Annotated in this window: 15 protein-coding genes; 1 reads left to right on the top strand and 14 read right to left on the bottom strand. The window is 58.3% G+C overall.

Translation table 11 applies throughout. From position 1 onward, the window contains the following. Positions 1-87 precede the first annotated feature (87 nt). The 3 genes from htpG to AB1462_RS20050 all read right to left on the bottom strand — a co-directional run bounded on the left by htpG (position 88) and on the right by AB1462_RS20050 (position 3,007). Positions 88-1,992: a molecular chaperone HtpG gene (htpG, locus tag AB1462_RS20060; RefSeq protein WP_090410088.1), complete on the bottom strand. Its 1,905-nt coding sequence runs from the start codon at positions 1,990-1,992 to the stop codon at positions 88-90. Between the two features lie 89 nt (positions 1,993-2,081). Beyond that, a complete protein-coding gene (locus tag AB1462_RS20055; protein WP_090407082.1) occupies positions 2,082-2,534 on the bottom strand; it encodes a PaaI family thioesterase in 453 nt (150 codons plus the stop codon). Further along, positions 2,531-3,007 (bottom strand): PaaI family thioesterase, encoded by a 477-nt coding sequence (locus AB1462_RS20050; protein ID WP_367247735.1) that lies wholly within the window; start codon positions 3,005-3,007, stop codon positions 2,531-2,533. The genes AB1462_RS20055 and AB1462_RS20050 overlap by 4 nt, the downstream gene beginning before the upstream one ends. A 158-nt stretch (positions 3,008-3,165) precedes the next feature. On the opposite strand from AB1462_RS20050, the gene AB1462_RS20045 reads away from it, so the two are divergent. Next, a complete protein-coding gene (locus tag AB1462_RS20045) occupies positions 3,166-3,417 on the top strand; it encodes a hypothetical protein (protein WP_090407089.1) in 252 nt (83 codons plus the stop codon). Between the two features lie 102 nt (positions 3,418-3,519). Here the strand turns inward: AB1462_RS20045 and AB1462_RS20040 are convergent, their stop codons facing one another. From AB1462_RS20040 to sdhC, 11 genes are all read right to left on the bottom strand, one after another. After that, complete coding sequence (locus AB1462_RS20040; RefSeq protein WP_090407092.1) at positions 3,520-4,257, bottom strand: DUF599 family protein; 738 nt, start codon at positions 4,255-4,257, stop codon at positions 3,520-3,522. 144 nt (positions 4,258-4,401) lie between these two features. Continuing rightward, positions 4,402-5,715, bottom strand: coding sequence for a branched-chain amino acid transport system II carrier protein (gene brnQ / locus AB1462_RS20035; RefSeq protein ID WP_090407095.1), 1,314 nt, complete (start codon positions 5,713-5,715; stop codon positions 4,402-4,404). A 356-nt stretch (positions 5,716-6,071) separates the two neighbouring features. After that, a complete protein-coding gene (gene sucD, locus AB1462_RS20030) occupies positions 6,072-6,953 on the bottom strand; it encodes a succinate--CoA ligase subunit alpha (protein WP_003172813.1) in 882 nt (293 codons plus the stop codon). After that, positions 6,953-8,119, bottom strand: a complete 1,167-nt coding sequence (gene sucC, locus AB1462_RS20025) for an ADP-forming succinate--CoA ligase subunit beta (protein WP_003233235.1) — start codon at positions 8,117-8,119, stop codon at positions 6,953-6,955. Before sucC ends, sucD begins: the two co-directional genes overlap by 1 nt. A 204-nt stretch (positions 8,120-8,323) precedes the next feature. After that, positions 8,324-9,760: a dihydrolipoyl dehydrogenase gene (lpdA, locus tag AB1462_RS20020; RefSeq protein WP_367247734.1), complete on the bottom strand. Its 1,437-nt coding sequence runs from the start codon at positions 9,758-9,760 to the stop codon at positions 8,324-8,326. Between the two features lie 99 nt (positions 9,761-9,859). Further along, complete coding sequence (gene odhB / locus AB1462_RS20015) at positions 9,860-11,083, bottom strand: 2-oxoglutarate dehydrogenase complex dihydrolipoyllysine-residue succinyltransferase (RefSeq protein WP_065924489.1); 1,224 nt, start codon at positions 11,081-11,083, stop codon at positions 9,860-9,862. 44 nt (positions 11,084-11,127) lie between these two features. Continuing rightward, a complete protein-coding gene (locus tag AB1462_RS20010; RefSeq protein WP_090407103.1) occupies positions 11,128-13,959 on the bottom strand; it encodes a 2-oxoglutarate dehydrogenase E1 component in 2,832 nt (943 codons plus the stop codon). A gap of 261 nt (positions 13,960-14,220) precedes the next feature. Continuing rightward, the gene (locus tag AB1462_RS20005; RefSeq protein WP_003172807.1) at positions 14,221-14,925 is read right to left on the bottom strand and encodes a succinate dehydrogenase iron-sulfur subunit; all 705 of its coding nucleotides are present in this window, start codon (positions 14,923-14,925) and stop codon (positions 14,221-14,223) included. 11 nt (positions 14,926-14,936) lie between these two features. Then, positions 14,937-16,709, bottom strand: a complete 1,773-nt coding sequence (gene sdhA / locus AB1462_RS20000; RefSeq protein ID WP_053130512.1) for a succinate dehydrogenase flavoprotein subunit — start codon at positions 16,707-16,709, stop codon at positions 14,937-14,939. Between the two features lie 3 nt (positions 16,710-16,712). Continuing rightward, a complete protein-coding gene (sdhD, locus tag AB1462_RS19995; RefSeq protein ID WP_090407106.1) occupies positions 16,713-17,081 on the bottom strand; it encodes a succinate dehydrogenase, hydrophobic membrane anchor protein in 369 nt (122 codons plus the stop codon). Then, on the bottom strand, positions 17,075-17,449 hold the full coding sequence (gene sdhC, locus AB1462_RS19990; protein ID WP_003172804.1) for a succinate dehydrogenase, cytochrome b556 subunit: 375 nt from the start codon (positions 17,447-17,449) through the stop codon (positions 17,075-17,077). Before sdhC ends, sdhD begins: the two co-directional genes overlap by 7 nt. Positions 17,450-17,516: the final 67 nt, after the last annotated feature.

Genomic DNA, 17,516 nt, shown 5'->3' with positions numbered 1-17,516 from the left:
AGAACGGAAATGGGCTGTAGGAGCGAGGGGGACGCCTAGTTCCTACAAACAAAAAAACCCGCCGAAGCGGGTTTTTCTACAACGGTGTCAGATCGACAGTTCAACCAACAGCTTGTTCAGTCGGCGCACGTAGGCGGCCGGGTCTTTCAGGCTGTCGCCAGCGGCCAGGGCCGCCTGGTCGAAGAGGATGTGCGACAGGTCGCCAAACCGCTCTTCGCTCTGCTCGCCGTCGAGTTTCTCGATCAGCGGGTGAGCCGGGTTGAATTCGAAGATCGGCTTGGAGTCCGGGACCTTCTGGCCACTGGCTTCGAGGATCTGGCGCATCTGCATGCCCAGGTCCTGCTCACCGATGGCCAGGATCGCCGGGGAATCGGTCAGACGGTGCGAAACCCGCACTTCGCTGACGGCATCGCCCAGGGATGCCTTGATCCGCTCAACCAGGCCTTCTTTGGCCTTGGCGACTTCTTCGGCTTCTTTCTTCTCTTCTTCGGAGTCCAGGTTACCCAGGTCCAGGTCACCACGGGCCACGTCGACGAAGGATTTGCCGTCAAACTCGTTGAGGTAGCTCATCAGCCACTCATCGATACGGTCGGTCAGCAGCAGCACTTCGATGCCTTTCTTGCGGAAGACTTCCAGGTGCGGGCTGTTCTTGACCTGTGCGTAGGTTTCGCCGGTCAGGTAGTAAATCTTGTCCTGGCCTTCCTTGGCACGTGCCAGGTACTCGGCCAGGGAAACGACCTGTTCGCCGTCTTCACCCAAGGTGGAAGCGAAACGCAGCAGGCCGGCGATTTTTTCCTTGTTGGCGAAATCTTCTGCCGGGCCTTCTTTCATGACCTGGCCGAAGTTTTTCCAGAAGCCCTTGTATTGCTCAGGCTCGTTCTTCGCCAGTTTCTCCAGCATGTCGAGTACGCGCTTGGTCAGCGCCGACTTCATGGAGTCGATAATCGGGTCTTTTTGCAGGATTTCCCGCGACACGTTCAGCGACAGGTCATTGGAGTCGACCACGCCCTTGATAAAGCGCAGGTACAGCGGCAGGAAGGACTCCGCCTGGTCCATCACGAACACGCGCTGCACGTACAGCTTCAGGCCTTTCGGCGCTTCACGCTGGTACAGGTCGAACGGCGCACGGGCCGGCACGTAGAGCAGCGAGCTGTATTCCAGCTTGCCTTCGACCTTGTTGTGGCTCCAGCTCAGCGGGTTTTCGTAGTCGTGACCGATGTGCTTGTAGAACTCCTGGTATTCCTCGTCCTTGATTTCGGTACGCGGACGGGTCCACAGGGCGCTGGCGCGGTTGACGGTTTCCCATTCCTCGGCAGGCTTCTCTTCACCTTCGACGGCCGCTTGTTCTTTCGGCAGCTCGATCGGCAAGGCGATATGGTCGGAGTACTTCTTGATGATATTGCGCAGGCGCCAGCCATCGGCGAACTCGTCTTCACCGGATTTGAGGTGCAGGACGATGCGGGTACCACGATCAGCCTTTTCGATGGTGGCGATTTCGAATTCGCCCTCACCTTTGGAAGACCAGTGCACGCCTTCGCTGGCGTCTAGGCCGGCACGACGGCTGAACACTTCAACCTTGTCGGCTACGATGAAGGCCGAGTAGAAGCCCACGCCGAACTGGCCGATCAGGTGCGAATCTTTCTTCTGGTCGCCAGACAGGTTTTTCATGAAGTCGGCGGTGCCGGATTTGGCGATGGTCCCCAGGTGGGTGATCGCATCGTCACGGCTCATGCCGATACCGTTATCTTCGAGCGTGACGGTATTGGCGTCTTTGTCGAAGCTCACACGGATTTTCAGTTCCGCGCCACCTTCCAGCAGTTCAGGCTTGGACAGGGCTTCGAAACGTAATTTGTCGACAGCGTCAGAGGCGTTCGAGATCAATTCGCGAAGGAAGATTTCCTTGTTGGAATACAGCGAATGGATCATGAGGTGCAGCAGTTGCTTCACCTCGGTCTGGAAGCCCAGGGTTTCCTTTTGAGTTTCCACACTCATGGTCATCAAACTCCAATTGGATGGCAGTGGCCGCGCCCTTGAGGGTTGGCGGCGGGTTGTCATCAAAGTTGGGGGCTAAGACCAGGATTTCAAGGGCGGCTGCCTTCCTCGATCTTGAAATGCGCACGGGCGGTGGCAATCGGTTCGGCGGCGGTGCTTTGCCAGGCGGTGATCGCCACATTCGCCACCCGTCGGCCCTGGCGCCACACCTGGCATTTGGCGTAAGTGTCGCGAAACTGGCCGGCGCGCAGGTAATCGAGCGAAAAATCGATGATTTTCGGGATGCCCGGCGCTCCGGTAAACACCAGCAGGTGCAACGCCGCTGCCAGTTCCATAAAGCCGGCAATCACCCCGCCGTGAAGCGCCGGCAATATGGGGTTACCAATATTGTCCTTGTGGGCCGGCAGGCGAAACAGCAACTCATCCCCCAACCGGGTGCATTCGATACCGATCAGTTTGGCGTACGGGATAAGGTCCAGCAGGGCCTCGTAGTTGCCGCGCTGGTGGGCCTGCTCCAGACGAGTCTTGAATCGATGTGTCATGCCTGCTCTCCCTTGATGGCGCTACCCAATCCGTGGGTGCCTTTGAGACGCTTGCCCATGCGCATGAAAGTGCCGACCACATGGGCGATGGGTTGTTGCGGGTCGTCCTGGTAGGCAACACCACGGGTGAAGATCACGTCGGTCGTCACGCGGTAGCATTGGGCGAAGCCATACACCGGCTTATGCGGCTCGGCGGGATGCATATAGTCGACGCGCAGATCCAGGGTCGGGCACACCTCGAACTCCGGCAGGACACACAGGGTGGCCATACCGCAGGCAGTGTCCATTAAAGAGGTCAAAGCGCCACCATGGATCACGCCGGTCTGGGGATCACCCACCAGGTGTGCGGCGTAAGGCATGACCAAGGTGATGCCCTCCTCGCTGGCATGATGAGCGGCAATACCCAGCACCTGGCAATGGCGCAAGGCCGAGACAAAGCGCTTCGCGCGCTCTAACAAGGGATTTTCGGTCATTCGTTGCAGACTCTTATTAGTGTTGATGTGCGAAATAGACGGTACCGGCGAAAGTTCCTTTGAAGCCGTTGTTTATATATCTGTGGAATAAAAGGAACTAATGCTGAACCCCTACGCTCGAAAGGCCAGTAGATATCTTCACTAAGGAGAAACACCCCATGCGTAAGACTTTAGCTATTTCCATGATGTTGGCCGCTGCCCTCGGTCTCGCTGCTTGCGACAAAAAATCCGAAGACAAAGCCCAAGACGCCGCAGCGCACTCTGAGCAAGCTCAAAAAGACATGGCGAAAGCTCAGGATAAAGTGAACGACGCTGCGAAAGAAAACGCCGATGCTGCCAAAGCTCAGGCTGAATCGAACGACGCCGCCGCAAAAGAAGCAGCACCTGCTACCCCTGCCACCGGTTCTTGATACCGCGGCATGAAATAGCTTCGCTGCAAAAAGAAAGCCCGCTTAAATAGCGGGCTTTACTTTGTCTGCTTTTTTATTCGCCGCGTAAGTGCCCGGATCGGACTAAGCCGCCTCTTTGGCGGGTTCCGATACCGGCGTATCAGTCTGTGTATACACCATCACTTGCAGTACATCGGAATGAAACTCCCGACGGTACAGCACCAACACTACCCCGCTGCTCATCAACATGAACAACCAAGGGCTGACGAACCAAGCCAGCATGGTCATGCCGAAATAATAAGCACGCAGGCCAAAGTTGAACTGGTTGGCGGCCATGGAGATCACACGCGCCGCACGCAGGGCAAACGCCTTGCGTTCCTGCTCCGACACATGCCGCTCACCAATCATCGGCGCCGACCCTACCAGCACCGCTGCAAAGTTGTACTGGCGCATGCACCAACTGAAAGTAAAGAAGGCATAGACGAAGACCAGCGCCAGGCACAGCAGCTTGATCTCCGACATGCCCTGGGAGGCCTGCTGCACCATGGGGATGTCCGCCAGCAATGACACCGCCCGCTCGGAGGCACCCAACACCGTAAGAATGCCGGCGAGGATGATCAAGGTGCTGGAGGCGAAGAATGAGGCATTACGCTCCAAGTTGCCGATCACGCTGGCGTCAGCAATCCGGTTGTCACGCAGCAACATGCGGCGCATCCAGTCCTCGCGATACAAATGCAGCACGCTGGCCAGGCACGCGGTGTCCCGCGCCTTCCAGGTGGCATAACGGGTGTAGCCGCCCCAGCACAGGATGAACCAGAGGGCAGCGAGCAGGTGGATCTGATTGGCTTCGACGAACGACATGCGGGTCCTTGCAGAAATAAGATTGAAAAACTTTTTCGCGTCTGTTCGACGTTAGCGCAAAGAAAAAGACACTGCCCGCCGCTCAAAAAAAATGCCCCATATCGATTGATACGGGGCATTTCTGCACTGCATGAAACCTGCCTGTTACGCGGTGACTTCGCTGCGCTTACCCAGCATACGATCAATCACAACCGCCACAACCAGCGTCATCACCGAAGGCACCAGCCAGGCCAGGCCTTGCTCGCTCAGCGGCAGGTTCGCCAGCTGCGAAGGCATCCAGCCCGCCAGGCCGGCGCCCTTGAGCGCGTCGATGCAGCCAAAAATGAACGACATCAGCATCACCGGTCCGACGATACGGCCCTGCTCCTGCCAGAAGTCTTTGCAGAAGCTCAAGGCCACCAGCACGATGCACGGCGGGTAGATCGCGGTGAGTACCGGGATCGAGAACGCAATCAGCTTGGTCAAGCCCAGGTTCGACACGAACAGCGAGAACAGCGCCAGGATCACTACCAGGGTCTTATAGGACAGCGGCAGGATTTTGCTGAAGTACTCGGCGCAAGCGCACGTCAGGCCGACGGCGGTGACCAGGCATGCGAGCGAAATCAACACCGCCAGGAAACCACTGCCCAGGGAACCGAAGGTGTGTTGCACATAGGCATGCAATACAGCCGCGCCATTGGCAGCGCCGGCAGCGACTTCATGGCTGCCCGCCCCAAGGCGGAACAGACTGATGTACACCAGCGCCAAACCTACACCGGCAATCAACCCGGCGATGATCGCGTAACGGGTGATCAGCTTGGGCGACTCGACACCACGGGAACGGATCGCGTTGACGATCACAATGCCAAACACCAGCGCACCCAGGGTATCCATGGTCAGGTAACCATTGATAAAGCCCTGGGAGAACGGTGCGGCGACGTATTCCGGGGTGGCGACACCCACCTCACCGGCCGGCAATGCAAACGCGGCAATGCCGAGGATGGCCAGCGCGATGATCTTCAGGGGCGCCAGGAAGCGACCCACGGTGTCCAGCAGTCGGCCTGGGTACAGGGAGACAAAGAACACCACCAGGAAATACACCGAGCTGTAGAGAAACAACGCCAGCGGGCTTTCGCCAGTCAGCGGTGCCAGGCCCACTTCAAAAGACACGGTCGCGGTACGCGGGGTGGCGAACAGCGGCCCTACCGCCAGATACGCCGCCGCCGCGAGCAGGCCACCGGCGATCTTGCCGATCGGGCTGCTCAACGCGTCCATACCGCCGCCGACCTTGGCCAGGGCGATCACGGTGACCACCGGCAGGCCGACGGCGGTGATCAGGAAGCCCAGCGCCGCCATCCAGACATGAGGCCCGGACTGCAAACCAACGATAGGCGGGAAGATGATGTTGCCGGCGCCCACGAACAGGGCGAAGGTCATGAAGCCCAACGCCAGGATGTCCTGGCTTTTCAACACTTTCATTTGAGGAAATACCACACTACTGAATCGGAATTTAGAGAGGGATTCCCTATGGATGAGGGAAATGCCGCCGGCCCTTATGGGCACCGACCGGTCTAGCGCGCAGCTTCCTTTTGGGAGGCGGACGCATAAAGAGGCGGCTAGGGTACAGAATTAGCCTGACAAACGCACTGTTGCGGGGCGCACTGTCCGATAAGCGACATCTGAATGTCGCGTTTTCATACTTAATTTGGCAATACAAACAAAATTGTGGGAGGGGGCAAGCCCCCTCCCACATTGAGCTTTCACTCACTTTCAGAATGCACAAAGGCCACCCGAAGGTGGCCTTTGTGTGGTGAAGCGTCAGCTAAGCGCGAGGCTTACTTGACAGCCCAACCGGTCAGCTCAGCCAAGGCCTTGCCGATGTCTGCCAGCGAACGCACGGTTTTAACGCCTGCGTCTTGCAGTGCAGCGAATTTCTCGTCTGCAGTGCCTTTGCCGCCAGAGATGATTGCGCCAGCATGGCCCATGCGCTTGCCCGCAGGGGCAGTCACACCAGCGATGTAGGAAACAACCGGCTTGGTCACGTGTGCCTTGATGTAGGCAGCCGCTTCTTCTTCAGCCGAACCGCCGATCTCACCGATCATCACGATCGCTTCGGTCTTCGGGTCTTCCTGGAACAGTTTCAGGATGTCGATGAAGTTGGAGCCTGGGATCGGGTCACCGCCGATGCCGACGCAAGTCGACTGACCGAAACCGGCGTCAGTAGTTTGCTTCACAGCTTCGTAGGTCAGGGTGCCGGAACGGGAAACGATACCGACTTTACCTGGCAAGTGAATGTGACCTGGCATGATGCCGATCTTGCATTCGCCTGGAGTGATCACGCCTGGGCAGTTAGGGCCGATCAGGACTACGCCCAGCTCGTCGCACTTAACTTTAGCGTCGAGCATGTCCAGGGTAGGAATGCCTTCGGTGATGCAAACGATCAGCTTGATGCCGCCGAATGCTGCTTCCAGGATCGAGTCCTTGCAGAAAGGAGCTGGAACGTAGATCACGCTGGCGGTGGCGCCAGTGGCAGCTACAGCATCTTTCACGGTGTTGAACACTGGCAGGCCCAGGTGCTCGGTGCCGCCTTTGCCCGGAGTTACGCCGCCAACCATCTTGGTGCCGTATTCGATGGCTTGCTGGGTGTGGAAACTACCTTGCGAACCGGTAATACCCTGGCAGATAACTTTGGTGTCTTTATTGATCAGGACGCTCATTATTTGCCCTCCGCAGCTTTGACAACTTGTTGAGCAGCGTCGGTCAGGCTGGTAGCCGCGATGATGTTCAAACCGCTTTCTGCCAGTACTTTAGCGCCCAGTTCAGCGTTGTTGCCTTCAAGGCGAACAACAACCGGGATTTTAACGCCGACTTCTTTCACTGCACCGATGATGCCTTCGGCAATCATGTCGCAACGAACGATGCCGCCGAAGATGTTGACCAGTACTGCAGCGACGTTGGAGTCGGACAGGATGATCTTGAAGGCTTCGGTTACGCGTTCTTTGGTAGCACCACCGCCTACGTCGAGGAAGTTGGCTGGTTTGCCGCCATGCAGGTTGACGATGTCCATGGTACCCATGGCCAGGCCAGCACCGTTGACCATGCAACCGATGTTACCTTCCAGGGCTACGTAGTTCAGTTCGAACTTGGCAGCGTGCGCTTCGCGCGGATCGTCTTGCGACGGATCGTGGAAAGTCTTCAGCTTAGGCTGACGGTACATGGCGTTGGCGTCGATGTTGATCTTGGCGTCGAGGCAATGCAGATCGCCGTCAGCCTTGATCACCAGCGGGTTCACTTCCAGCAGGGCCAGATCGTGATCCTGGAACAGCTTGGCCAGACCTACGAAGATCTTGGCGAACTGGGCAACTTGCTTGCCTTCCAGACCCAGCTGGAAAGCCAGCTCGCGACCCTGGAATGGCTGAGCGCCAACCAGTGGATCGATAGTGGCTTTCAGAATTTTTTCTGGGGTTTCGTGAGCGATCTTCTCGATGTCCACGCCACCTTCGGTGGAAGCCATGAACACGATGCGACGGCTCGAACGGTCAACGACAGCGCCCAGGTACAGCTCTTTAGCGATATCAGTGCACGATTCAACCAGGATCTTGGTGACTGGCTGGCCATTGGCATCAGTCTGGTAAGTCACCAGACGCTTGCCCAGCCACTGCTGTGCGAAGGCCTTGGCGTCTTCTTTGCTGCGAACCAGCTTAACGCCGCCCGCTTTACCGCGACCACCAGCGTGGACCTGGGCTTTGACAACCCACTCGGTGCCGCCGATTTTGTCGCAAGCTTCTGCTGCTGCTTCCGGGGTGTCTACTGCGTAGCCCTTGGAAACTGGCAGGCCGTATTCAGCGAACAGCTGCTTACCCTGATACTCGTGAAGATTCATGCTTTTTACCGTCTTCGTTAGGTACTGCGCATTCGGCGCTGCGCTCATTATGAGTGCCGCGCCACCTGTGACTGCTGCTTGCGCAACTTGCGGGGCTCAAGGCCCGTAAAGCTGCGCAAGACTGCGTCCAGCGGATATTCCGCGGTGAGTCTTGCGCGCAAGGCTCACGACGGGCAACTCCGCCGTGGTTTCTTATTATCTCGCTTAGCGCTTCTTCTTGTTGGCGATGTGGATGGCATGGCCATTCACTGCCAACGCGGCTTCGTGCAGCGCTTCGGACAGGGTCGGATGGGAGAAGACCATCATGCCGATGTCCTCGGCACTGGTGCCGAATTCCATACCGATCGCGCCCTGCTGAACCAGTTCTGCTGCGCCTGGGCCAATCACGTGGACGCCCAATACGCGGTCAGTCTTGGCATCAGCGATGACTTTGACAAAACCACCGGTGTCGTTGGCTGCCATGGCACGGCCAGAAGCGGCAAACGGGAAGGTGCCGACGTTAACTTCAACGCCTTCAGCTTTCAACTGCTGTTCGTTCTTGCCGACCCATGCAATTTCCGGGTGGGTGTAGATAACCGATGGGACCAGGTCGTAGTTCATCTGGGTTTTGTGGCCCTTGATGCGCTCGACAACCATGATGCCTTCTTCGGAAGCTTTGTGCGCGAGCATCATGCCGCGAACCACGTCGCCAATGGCGTAGACGCCAGGAACAGTGGTAGCGCAGTGATCGTCAACGTGGATGAAGCCACGCTCGTCGATGTTCACGCCGCTGTCGGAAGCCAGCAGGTCGGTGGTCACTGGACGGCGACCAACGGCTACGATCAGCTTGTCGAAAGTGATGGTCTGTTCGCCATCCTTGTCGGTGTAGGTCACGACGACTTCTTCGCCGTTAACCTTCGAGCCGGTCACGCGAGCGCCCAGCTTGATGTCCAGACCTTGTTTGGTCAGGGTTTTCAGCGCTTCCTTGGACACTGCGGTGTCGGCAGCCAGCAGGAACGTCTCCAGGGCTTCCAGCACGGTCACTTCGGAACCCAGGCGGGACCAGACCGAACCCAGCTCCAGGCCGATCACGCCAGCCCCGATCACGCCCAGGCGCTTAGGCACAGCCTGGAATTCCAGGGCGCCGGTCGAATCAACGATCACGTTCTGGTCAACCGGAGCCGGTGGAATGTCGATTGGACGTGAACCTGGGGCCAGGATCACGTTCTCGGCTTCGATGATTTCTACCGAACCGTCCGGCTTGGTGATTTCAACTTTCTTGCCGGCCAGCAGTTTGCCGTGGCCTTGCAGGGAAGTCACGCCGTTGGCCTTGAACAAGGTCGCAACGCCGGAAGTCAGGCCTTTAACGATGTTGGCTTTACGGCCGACCATTGCTGGCACGTCCATGGTCACGCCAGCATGGTTGATGCCGTGGATCGCGAAGCCGTCTTGGGCTTCGTGGAATTTCCAGGAGCTGTCCAGCAGCGCCTTGGAAGGAATGCAACCAACGTTCAGGCAAGTACCGCCCAGTGCCAGTTTGCCTTCCTTGTCGGTGTATTTTTCGATGCAAGCAGTCGAGAGGCCCAGTTGTGCGGCCTTGATGGCGGCAACGTAGCCGCCAGGACCTGCACCAATCACTACGACGTCAAATTTCTGTGTCATGAAAATAGATCCTCTATTAGCTTCAAGCGTCAAGCTTCAAGCTGCAAGCCAAACTGCATTTACTTGCAGCTTGCAGCTCGCAACTTGAAGCTGCTCCAATCAAATATCCAGGAGCAAGCGAGCCGGGTCTTCCAGCAGGTTCTTGATGGTCACCAGGAAAGTCACGGCTTCTTTACCATCGATCAGGCGGTGATCGTACGACAGCGCCAGGTACATCATTGGGCGGATCACGACTTGGCCGTTGATGGCCATCGGACGCTGGATGATGTTGTGCATGCCCAGGATCGCGGCTTGTGGCGGGTTAACGATCGGAGTCGACATCATCGAGCCGAAGGTACCACCGTTGGTGATGGTGAAGGTACCACCGGTCATCTCGTCGATGGTCAGCTTGCCGTCACGGGCTTTCTTGCCGAAGCCGGCGATGCCGCCTTCGATTTCGGCCAGGCTCATCAGCTCGGCGTTACGCAGGACCGGAACCACCAGGCCACGGTCGCTGGACACGGCAACGCCGACGTCTGCGTAGCCATGGTAAACGATGTCGCCGCCGTCGATGGAGGCGTTGACTGCCGGGAAGCGTTTCAGCGCTTCGGTGGCCGCTTTCACGAAGAACGACATGAAGCCCAGGCGCACGCCGTTGTGGGACTTCTCGAACAGATCCTTGTACTTCGAACGCAGGGCCATGACTTCGGTCATGTCGACTTCGTTGAACGTGGTCAGCATCGCCATGTTCGACTGTGCTTCAACCAGACGCTTGGCCACGGTGGCGCGAACGCGGGTCATCGGTACACGCTTCTCGGTGCGGTCGCCGGCAGCGAACACAGGAGCAGCGGCAGCCGGGGCAGCAGCCTTGGCAGGCGCAGCAGCCGGAGCGTTTTTCTTGGCTTCAACAGCAGCAACCACATCTTCCTTGGTCACACGGCCGTCTTTGCCGGTGCCCTTGATGGAAGCCAGGTTGATGCCGTTTTCTTCCGCCAACTGGCGAGCAGCCGGTGCAGCGATTGGATCTTCGCCACCCGCAGCCGGAGCGGCAGCAGGCGCCGAGGCAGCGGCCGGTGCAGCAGCGGCAGCAGGAGCAGCGGCAGCGCTGCCCTCTTCGATCGAGCCCAGTACCTGGTTCGACAGAACGGTAGCGCCTTCTTCGGCAACGATTGCGCCCAGCACGCCGTCAGCTTCGGCCAACACTTCCAACACGACTTTGTCGGTCTCGATGTCGACGATCAGGTCGTCACGCTTGACGGCCTCACCTGGTTTCTTGTGCCAGGTGGCAACGGTGCCATCGGCAACCGATTCCGGGAATGACGGGGCTTTGATTTCGATAGCCATTATCTGTGGGTCCTTAAAATTCGGTTTCAGTCAGCGCGAAGGCGTTAAACAGTGAAAGCATCTTGCAGCAGTTTTTCCTGCTGCTCGGCGTGCATCGACGCATAACCACACGCAGGTGCAGCGGAAGCATCACGGCCGGCGTACTCCAGGCCCAGGGCCTTGTTGTGGTTACCGATGCTGCGACGCAGGTGATGCTGGCTGCTGTACCACGCGCCCTGGTTCATCGGTTCTTCCTGACACCACACCACATTGGTGAGGTTGGTGTAAGGCGCGATGATCTCCATGAGGTCATCTTCCGGGAACGGGTAAAGCTGCTCGATACGCACGATGGCGATGTCTTCGCGGCCTTCGGCACGGCGTTTTTCCAGCAGGTCGTAGTAGACCTTGCCGCTGCACAGGATCAGGCGAGTGACCTTGGCCGCATCCAGCGTATCGATCTCTGGGATCACGGTCTGGAACGAACCGTCCGCCAGATCTTCCAGGGTCGAGATGGCCAATTTGTGACGCAGCAGCGATTTCGGGGTCAGCACTACCAGCGGCTTGCGCAGCGGGCGGATTACCTGGCGACGCAGCAAGTGGTAGATCTGCGCCGGGGTGGTTGGCACGCACACCTGGATGTTGTGCTCGGCGCACAGCTGCAGGTAACGCTCCAGACGGGCCGAGGAGTGCTCCGGACCCTGACCTTCATAACCGTGTGGCAGCAGCATGGTCAGACCGCACAGACGGCCCCACTTGTGCTCGCCGCTGGTGATGAACTGGTCGATCACCACCTGGGCACCGTTGGCGAAGTCGCCGAACTGGGCTTCCCAGATCACCAGCGCCTGCGGCGTGGTGGTCGAGTAACCGTATTCGAACGCCAGTACGGCTTCTTCGGACAGGAACGAATCGTACAAGTCGAAACGCGGCTGGCCTTCGTACAGGTTCTGCAACGGGATGTAGGTGCCCGCGTCTTTCTGGTTGTGCAATACCGCATGACGGTGCGAGAACGTACCACGGCCGATGTCCTGGCCGGTCATGCGGATCGGGTGACCTTCGAACGCCAGGGTCGCGTACGCCATGGTTTCGGCGTAACCCCAGTTGATCGGCAGGCCGCCGGCTTGCATCTTCTGACGGTCTTCGTAGATTTTCGCAACCTGGCGCTGCACCACGAAGCCATCCGGGATTTCCAGCAGCTTGGCGGACAGTTCCTGCAGGGTCTTCAGATCGAACGAGGTGTCGTGACGCGCCGTCCAGGTGTGACCCAGGTACGGACGCCAGTCAACGAACAGCTCTTTGTTCGGCTCCTTGACCAGGCTTTTTACTACATGCAGACCATTGTCCAGCGCGTTGCGGTATTCATCGATTTTCGCCTGAACACGTGCATCGTCAACGATACCGGCCTTGGTCAGGCTTTCGGCATACAGCTCACGGGTGGTGCGCTGCTTGGTGATCTGCTGGTACATCAACGGCTGGGTGCCGCTTGGTTCGTCGGCTTCGTTGTGACCGCGACGGCGGTAGCAAACCAGGTCGATCACCACGTCACGCTTGAACTGCATGCGGTAGTCGACAGCCAGTTGGGTCACGAACAGCACGGCTTCCGGATCATCGCCATTCACATGGAGGATCGGCGCCTGGATCATCTTGGCAACGTCGGTGGCGTACTCGGTGGAACGCGCGTCCAACGGGTTGCTGATGGTGAAGCCAACCTGGTTGTTGATGACGATGTGAACGGTACCGCCAGTCTTGAAGCCGCGGGTCTGCGACATCTGGAACGTTTCCAGGACCACGCCTTGACCGGCGAATGCCGCGTCACCGTGGATGGAAATCGGCAGGACCTTTTCACCGGTGGTGTCGTTACGACGATCCTGGCGAGCACGGACCGAACCCTCGACCACTGGAGAAACGATTTCCAGGTGGGATGGGTTGAAGGCCATGGCCAGGTGAACTTCACCGCCGGTGGTCATCACGTTGGACGAGAAGCCCTGGTGGTATTTAACGTCACCGGAACCCAGCTCGACCTTCTTCTTGCCTTCGAACTCGTCGAACAGCTCACGCGGGTTCTTGCCGAAGGTGTTGACCAACACGTTCAGGCGACCACGGTGGGCCATGCCGATCACGATTTCCTTGGTGCCGTAGGAGCCGGAACGCTGGATCAGCTCGTCGAGCATCGGAATCAGGCTCTCGCCGCCTTCCAGGCCGAAACGCTTGGTGCCCGGGTATTTGGTACCCAGGTATTTTTCCAGGCCCTCGGCTGCGGTCACGCGCTCAAGCAGGTGGCTGCGCACGTCGGCGGACAACACCGGACGGCCACGCACGCCTTCCAGGCGATGCTGGAACCAGTGGCGTTGCTCGGAATCGGTGATGTGCGTGAACTCAGCGCCGATGGTGCGGCAATATGTCTGCTGCAACGCTTCGTGAATTTCGCGTAGGCTCGCTTCCTCTTTGCCGATGAACAGGTCGCCGGCACGGAAGGTCGTATCAAGATCGGCATTGGTCAAGCCGTAATGATTGATCGACAGGTCAGCAGGTGCAGGACGCTGCCAGAGCCCCAGCGGGTCAAGCTGGGCCGCCTGGTGGCCACGCATCCGGTAGGCCTGGATCAGTCGCAGTACTTCAACTTGCTTCTTCTCGTGCTCACTGCTCACGCTTGCGGCGGAAACCGGCTGGGCGCGGCGCTGGTTCTTTGCCAGCAGCACGAACTGATCGCGAATTGTTGCATGCGATACATCGGTGGCAGCGTTGCCGTCTGAAGACAACGTCTGAAATTTGGTGCGCCATTCTTCTGGCACAGCGTTAGGGTCGTGCAGGTAGAGCTCATAAAGCTCTTCCACATAGGCAGCGTTACCACCTGAAAGATAGCCGCTGTTCCACATGCGCTGCATCACGCTTTCTTGCATGCTTGGTCACCCTCGATTTGGGGACACCACCGGCGAAAACACCGAGTTTGCTTGCAAAAGGCCAAGTGCAGCGACCAAAACAAGCCACTTAGGATCACGCTGATAGTTCGGGTACCAACCCGAATGCCCCTGCTTGTCTCATTTCTTCAAAATAAGAGCCGCGGCTTTGTAAGTCGCTGCTCAAGTTAAAACTACGGCGCCGGTTGAAGCCTGCGCCGCAGCATTTACGGGCACAACGGTCCTGCCTTGTTACAACGTCAGTTACACGCCGCTTTGCAGAAGCATGTTACGGATATGACCAATAGCCTTAGTCGGGTTCAGGCCTTTGGGACATACGTTGACGCAGTTCATGATCCCGCGGCAGCGGAATACGCTGAACGGGTCATCCAGCGAAGCCAGGCGCTCGGACGTCTTGGTGTCACGGCTGTCTGCCAGGAAGCGATACGCTTGCAGCAGGGCAGCTGGACCCAGGAACTTGTCCGGGTTCCACCAAAAGGACGGGCACGAGGTCGAGCAGCAAGCGCACAGGATGCACTCGTACAGACCGTCGAGCTTTTCACGCTCTTCAGGGGACTGCAGACGCTCGATGGCCGGAGCCGGCGTGTCGTTCTGCAGGAACGGCTTAACTTTCTCGTATTGCTTGTAGAAGATGCTCATATCGACGACCAGGTCACGGATAACCGGCAAACCTGGCAGGGGACGAACGATCAGCTTGTTGCCTTTAACAACGGCGGACAGCGGCGTGATGCACGCCAAGCCGTTTTTGCCGTTGATGTTCATGCCGTCGGAACCGCACACACCTTCACGGCAAGAGCGACGATAGGAGAAACCTTCGTCCTGCTCTTTGATCAGTGCCAATACATCCAGCACCATCAGGTCTTTACCACCGGTATCGACCTGGAACTCCTGCATGAACGGCGCAGCGTCCTGATCAGGGTTGTAGCGATAAACACTGACTTTCAACATGGCAGCCACCCTTAGTAAGTCCGAATCTTCGGTTCAAACGTCGGAACCGTCTTCGGCGAGAAGTTCACGGCACGCTTGGTTACGCGCTTGTCACCCGGGAAGTACAGGGTGTGGCACAACCAGTTTTCGTCATCGCGATCTTCAAAGTCTTCACGAGCGTGTGCACCACGGGATTCTTTACGAACCTCGGCGGCGATTGCGGTCGCTTCAGCCACTTCCAGCAGGTTTTGCAATTCAAGGGCTTCGATACGAGCGGTGTTGAACGCCTGGCTCTTATCGTTGATCTTGACGTTGGCGATGCGCTTGCGCAGATCGGCCAGCTGGGCAATACCCTTCTGCATGTATTCGCCGGTACGGAATACACCGAAGTAGTTCTGCATGCAGTTCTGCAGCTCGCGACGCAGGGTTGCCACGTCTTCGCCATCGGTACGCTCGTTCAGAGCGTTCAGACGCGCCAGGGCGGCCTCGATGTTGGCGTCGGTGGCGTCATCGTATTCGATGCCGTCGGTCAGGGCTTTTTCCAGGTGCAGGCCAGCCGCGCGGCCGAATACCACCAGGTCGAGCAGCGAGTTGCCGCCCAGACGGTTGGCACCGTGTACCGATACGCAAGCCACTTCGCCTACCGCGAACAGACCGTGGATGATCTCGTCCACGCCGTCGGCGTTCTGGGTGATCGCCTGGCCATGAATGTTGGTCGGAACACCGCCCATCATGTAGTGGCAGGTTGGAACAACCGGAACCGGAGCAACCACTGGGTCAACGTGGGCAAAGGTCTTGGACAGTTCGCAGATACCCGGCAGGCGGCTGTGCAGTACTTCTTCACCCAGGTGATCGAGCTTCAGCAGTACGTGGTCGCCATTCGGGCCACAGCCGTTACCGGCGATGATTTCCTTAACCATCGAACGGGCAACAACGTCACGACCTGCCAGGTCTTTCGCGTTTGGAGCATAACGCTCCATGAAACGCTCGCCGTGCTTGTTGATCAGGTAACCACCTTCACCACGGCAACCTTCGGTGACCAGTACACCGGCGCCGGCGATGCCGGTCGGGTGGAACTGCCACATTTCGATGTCTTGCACCGGCACGCCGGCGCGCAGGGCCATGCCGACGCCGTCACCGGTGTTGATCAGGGCATTGGTGGTCGACGCGTAGATACGACCTGCACCGCCAGTCGCCAGAACAGTAGCCTTGGCGCGGATGTAGGTGGTTTCACCGGTTTCGATGCAGATGGCGATCACACCGACGAACTCGCCTTGTGCGTTCTTAACCAGGTCAACCGCGTAGTACTCATTGAGGAACGTGGTGCCGGCTTTCAGGTTGCCCTGATACAGAGTGTGCAGCAGCGCGTGACCGGTACGGTCGGACGCGGCGCAGGTACGGGCAGCCTGCCCGCCTTTACCGTAATCCTTCGACTGGCCGCCGAATGGGCGCTGGTAGATACGACCTTGTTCGGTACGGGAGAACGGCAGACCCATGTGGTCCAGCTCGAACACCGCGGCCGGACCTTCCTGACACATGTATTCGATAGCGTCCTGGTCACCGATGTAGTCGGACCCCTTGACGGTATCGTACATGTGCCAGCGCCAGTCATCGTTCGGGTCGGCGGACGCGATGGCGCAGGTGATGCCACCCTGGGCCGATACAGTGTGGGAGCGCGTCGGGAACACCTTGGTGATCACGGCAGTCTTGTGACCGCCCTGGGCCAGCTGCAGCGCTGCGCGCATGCCTGCACCGCCGCCACCAATGATGATGGCGTCGAAGGAAATAGTTGGAATGTTAGCCATGAATCAGATACCCCAAAGAATCTGCACACCCCAGACGAAGTAAGCGAACATCGCGACGCCGCATACTGCCTGGAAGAGGAAACGGACTGCGGTCGCGGACTTGCCCAGCGCCATCGGCGTCAGGTAGTCAGTCGCGATGGTCCACATGCCGACCCAGGCGTGAGCACCCAGGGCTACAAGGGCCAGCAGGCTGAAGATTCGCATCGCATTGTGGGAAAACAGCCCGTGCCATTGCTCGTAGCCAATGCCCGGGTTTGCGATGAGGTATCCGATCAGGAAAATGAAATAAGCCGCGAGAACGACCGCAGACACACGCTGTGCCATCCAGTCATAGAGGCCCGAACGCGATAGGTTCGTAACGCTGGTTACCATATCCAAACTCCTGCCAGAACGATCAGCACCACGGAAATGGCGATGATGATTTTCGAGCCCAGGCGGCCGCCTTCCAGCGTCTCACCGATGCCCATATCCATGATCAAGTGGCGCACACCGGCTACCAGGTGATACAGCAGAGCGGACAGGAGGCCCCATGCTACGAACTTGGCCAGCGGGCTGGTCAAGCATGCCTTCACCTCGGCGTATCCTTCCTCGGAACCCAGGGATTTGCTCAATGCATAAAGCATGATGCCCAAGCCCAGGAACAGGATGATGCCGGAAACACGGTGCAGGAACGACGTAACGCCGGTGATGGGGAGTTTGATGGTCCTTAGGTCTAGGTTTACAGGTCGTTGGCTATTCACGGCTTTTTTTCACACTGAAGAGCCCCTAACAATCAGGGCAAAGTTGTTGGGGAGTGCGACTGGTCAG

Origin of the sequence: Pseudomonas sp. SB113 (assembly GCF_040754745.1) — a bacterium.
In the GTDB taxonomy this organism is placed as follows: Bacteria; Pseudomonadota; Gammaproteobacteria; order Pseudomonadales; family Pseudomonadaceae; genus Aquipseudomonas; species Aquipseudomonas grimontii.
Note: the sequence above shows the minus strand (reverse complement) of the source record. Positions and strands in the feature narration are given on the sequence as shown.

Coding starts and splice junctions, on each gene's coding strand:
- AB1462_RS20010 (WP_090407103.1), bottom strand. CDS start 13,959: ATGCAAGAAAGCGTGATGCAGCGCATGTGGAACAGCGGCTATCTTTCA.
- htpG (WP_090410088.1), bottom strand. CDS start 1,992: ATGAGTGTGGAAACTCAAAAGGAAACCCTGGGCTTCCAGACCGAGGTG.
- sdhA (WP_053130512.1), bottom strand. CDS start 16,709: ATGGCTAACATTCCAACTATTTCCTTCGACGCCATCATCATTGGTGGC.
- AB1462_RS20050 (WP_367247735.1), bottom strand. CDS start 3,007: ATGACCGAAAATCCCTTGTTAGAGCGCGCGAAGCGCTTTGTCTCGGCC.
- sucD (WP_003172813.1), bottom strand. CDS start 6,953: ATGAGCGTCCTGATCAATAAAGACACCAAAGTTATCTGCCAGGGTATT.
- brnQ (WP_090407095.1), bottom strand. CDS start 5,715: ATGAAAGTGTTGAAAAGCCAGGACATCCTGGCGTTGGGCTTCATGACC.
- sdhD (WP_090407106.1), bottom strand. CDS start 17,081: ATGGTAACCAGCGTTACGAACCTATCGCGTTCGGGCCTCTATGACTGG.
- AB1462_RS20045 (WP_090407089.1), top strand. CDS start 3,166: ATGCGTAAGACTTTAGCTATTTCCATGATGTTGGCCGCTGCCCTCGGT.
- AB1462_RS20005 (WP_003172807.1), bottom strand. CDS start 14,925: ATGTTGAAAGTCAGTGTTTATCGCTACAACCCTGATCAGGACGCTGCG.
- AB1462_RS20040 (WP_090407092.1), bottom strand. CDS start 4,257: ATGTCGTTCGTCGAAGCCAATCAGATCCACCTGCTCGCTGCCCTCTGG.
- odhB (WP_065924489.1), bottom strand. CDS start 11,083: ATGGCTATCGAAATCAAAGCCCCGTCATTCCCGGAATCGGTTGCCGAT.
- AB1462_RS20055 (WP_090407082.1), bottom strand. CDS start 2,534: ATGACACATCGATTCAAGACTCGTCTGGAGCAGGCCCACCAGCGCGGC.
- sucC (WP_003233235.1), bottom strand. CDS start 8,119: ATGAATCTTCACGAGTATCAGGGTAAGCAGCTGTTCGCTGAATACGGC.
- lpdA (WP_367247734.1), bottom strand. CDS start 9,760: ATGACACAGAAATTTGACGTCGTAGTGATTGGTGCAGGTCCTGGCGGC.